Below are 2,999 nucleotides of genomic sequence, written 5' to 3'. Positions count from 1 at the left end.
CGAGCCGAAACGAAAGGAATCAGCATGATACTCACCCACCTGCGGCTACCCCGAGGGACTCCTCATGACACGCGCTGGCTCCACCAGCGGATCGCTGAGGTATCCAGCGATACGCGCCCGCTGTGGGCATTTCCTCGCCCCGGGATCGTCATCACCCAAACCCGTCTGGGGCTCGCTCCCGAATGGGCGATCCGTGTATCACAAGGCGATCTCAAATTCTGCCCAGAGGGCGCGGTGGTGCAGATGGCTTTGATAGCGAACCCGACCCGATCTATGCGGGGCGGCGGCGGTGGCCGAGGCACGCGCAATCCGCTTGCTGAAGCTGACTGGGATGGCTGGTTCCTGCGCAAGCTGTCCAGCGCTGTCGATGTCACACACATCGCCCATCACAACCTGGCCCCCGTTGTCACCGCCAAACCGGGGCACGTCGTGACGCTACGGCGGGTGGAGTTCATCGCCTCCGGGACTGTGACTGACGCCGACGCACTCCACGCTCTCCGCATATCCGGGGTCGGATCAGGCAAGGCGTACGGGTGCGGGCTACTGCTGGCCTCCGAGGTGCGGTCATGACCGCCCCGACGCGCCTGGTATGGGAACTCGCCGGACAACCCTCGCCGGTGGCGTCCATGGCCGCGCTCCTGGGCGATGTTGAAACGTGCCGCATGTGTGGCGGCAACGACCTGCCTGCCGCACCAGTCGGCAAGGCGCTCGGCAACAACTGGACCGACCACTCATGCTGGCGCCGTCCTGACTCCACCAACGTATGTGCCGCCTGCCTGTGGGCCTGCTCGGGGAAGCCCCCTGTCACGCTGCGGATGTGGAGCATCATCGCCGCCCCAGGCAGTGACCTGCCGCCCAAACATGAGAAATGTGCCATGCCCGACGGGCCGGGCCTGACCCTGCTGAACCGGTCCAATCCAGCGCCCATCTCCGACATCCTAGCCACCCCGCCTGATGGTGAGTGGCTGGTCACCGTCGCAGTGTCGGGACAAAAACATGTCCTGCCCTACGCCCACGTCAACACCGGGGCAGGTCGGTGGCAGATGCGGATGGAGTCCACCACCGTCACATCCACCCCGGATGAGTGGATGATGGTTCGCAGGCACGCTCTGGAGTTGCGCCGTCTCGGAGTCCCCGCGTCAGCCGTCCTCACGGGAGACCCGTCCGGTATCGCGACCGCCGACAAGCTCGCCGCATGGGTGGAGCACTCCCGCCCGCTCGCCCCCTACCTCAGATCACCACTGCTCGACCTCGCGCTGTGGACCATCACGAAAGGAACCATGCAATGACCGACATCCTGCTCGATGCCACCCGGAAGTGGCTGTCAGCACTACTCGACTCCGCCGACGTGGACACCATCGGGGCCAGCCATTGGTGGGATCGAGCCTCTGCCGCGCTTCAAGCCGCTGCAGCGGGCGCTACCACTCTCGCCCAAGCGACGACGATCGCTGCCGCCAAACTCCAGGTCGATGTGCTCAGTGAATCGGCGTCGCGGACCGTGACTGCCCTCGCCGAGGTGATTGACCCGTCCTACACCGAATGGGCTGATCGTGTCGCCGCTGAGCACGTCTACATGGTCGCCCTCGTCCGCGTCGAGCGCACCGCCCGCCGCACCAGCAAAAACCTCCAGCCTGCCCTCGACGCCCCCGCCCCATACTGACCGAAAGAGAGACACACATCATGAGCCTCACGTACTACACCGCGACCGCTCTCACCCCGCTGCATCATGGCGCAGGCACCGCCGGGAACACCGCCCTGCTGCGGACCGAGCAGATCATCCAACCCGACGGAACCACCGCCACCGTGCCCTACATCTCCGGAAACTCGATTCGCCACGGACTCCGGTCGGCGCTGGCGTGGCACCTCGCCCGCACGCTCAACATAGAACCGGGCAGCCTGTCTAAGCCAGTGGTTGACCTGCTGTGGTCCGGCGGGGCCATCACCGAAACCGGGTCGCAAACCAACCTTGACACCCTCCGCCGCGTGGAGGAACTGCTGCCGCACCTGGCGATGCTCGGCTACTCGGCCCGCTCCGATCTGGCAGCAGGCACGGTGCGCATATCTCCACTGATGCTCGTCTGCGCCGAGAACGCGTGGCGGCTGCCCGGCCATGTCGCAGAGACCGCGCACGCTCTGAAGCGGGCCGCTGCCTACCGGTCGGAGGAGTTCGGCACCCGCCACGACATCACCACCACACCGGCCGGACGCTACCTCGACATGGCGCAGACTCTCGCATCTACACAGATGATCTACGACTGGCAGACCATCAAATCTGGCGCTGTCCTGTGTGGGTCGATGCAGCTCACCCCGGCCGCCACCGAGCAACACCAGACCATGCTGGCTGTGGCAGCGTCCCTGTGGGCGCCCGACGGTGTGGCAAGCGTCGGCGCGAAGTCCAGCACGGGCGCAGGCATGGTGCGCATCGACGGGCTTGGCACGGACCCGCACATCGTGGATGCGTGGTCGGCCCGACTCAAAAACACCCGCGCCGATATCCTCGACCTGCTCACCGAGGTGGCGGGATGATCCAGCCAGTGAGGATCACCGCCCACCTCGACAGCCTGTCGATCGGGCTCACGGAGACCCCGATGATGCTCGACGGGCCACTGTCGTGGGCATGGTGGCAGTTGCAGGGGTCGGGCCGGATTGTTCCCGGCCAACCGCCCGGCGATGCGGTGTTGCCGCTCGCCCGGTGGATGGAGGCTGGAACATGGGGGTGGTGCGTGTCCCGCGCCCACCCCCATGTTGAGGCGCACACAGCGATCGAACTGCGCCGCAAACCAGCCGCCGATGCGATGGCTCGCTACACGAAGGATCAGAAATACCATCCCGGGCTCGGGCCCCACAAAGCCCGTGACGTAACCGTAGCTGCGGCCTGGATACCGCGTGTGTGGTGGGACGCAGACACCACTGACGTGGATGCCCTGCACGCCCTGCTGGTCGACGTGACACATCTGGGGGCGCATGCCGCCGTCGGATACGGGAGGGTGTCCGGGTGG

Annotated in this window: 5 protein-coding genes; all 5 read left to right on the top strand. The window is 66.1% G+C overall.

The window, feature by feature from the left end; all coding sequences use genetic code 11:
* Positions 1-570: type I-E CRISPR-associated protein Cas6/Cse3/CasE (locus ACTQ48_RS10960; protein WP_441570932.1), on the top strand; the 570-nt coding region annotated here is incomplete at its 5' end.
* Positions 567-1,289, top strand: a complete 723-nt coding sequence (locus ACTQ48_RS10955; protein ID WP_441042283.1) for a hypothetical protein — start codon at positions 567-569, stop codon at positions 1,287-1,289. The genes ACTQ48_RS10960 and ACTQ48_RS10955, both read left to right, overlap by 4 nt.
* Positions 1,286-1,660, top strand: coding sequence for a hypothetical protein (locus tag ACTQ48_RS10950; RefSeq protein ID WP_441085547.1), 375 nt, complete (start codon positions 1,286-1,288; stop codon positions 1,658-1,660). Before ACTQ48_RS10955 ends, ACTQ48_RS10950 begins: the two co-directional genes overlap by 4 nt.
* Before the next feature lie 20 nt (positions 1,661-1,680).
* Positions 1,681-2,526, top strand: coding sequence for a hypothetical protein (locus tag ACTQ48_RS10945; RefSeq protein ID WP_441085546.1), 846 nt, complete (start codon positions 1,681-1,683; stop codon positions 2,524-2,526).
* Positions 2,523-2,999 (top strand): hypothetical protein (locus tag ACTQ48_RS10940; protein ID WP_441570930.1); only part of this gene is annotated, 477 nt, incomplete at its 3' end. The genes ACTQ48_RS10945 and ACTQ48_RS10940, both read left to right, overlap by 4 nt.

Source organism: Collinsella sp. Sow4_E3 (assembly GCF_052116285.1).
GTDB lineage: Bacteria > Actinomycetota > Coriobacteriia > Coriobacteriales > Coriobacteriaceae > Collinsella.
This window is presented reverse-complemented; position numbering and strand designations above follow the sequence as displayed.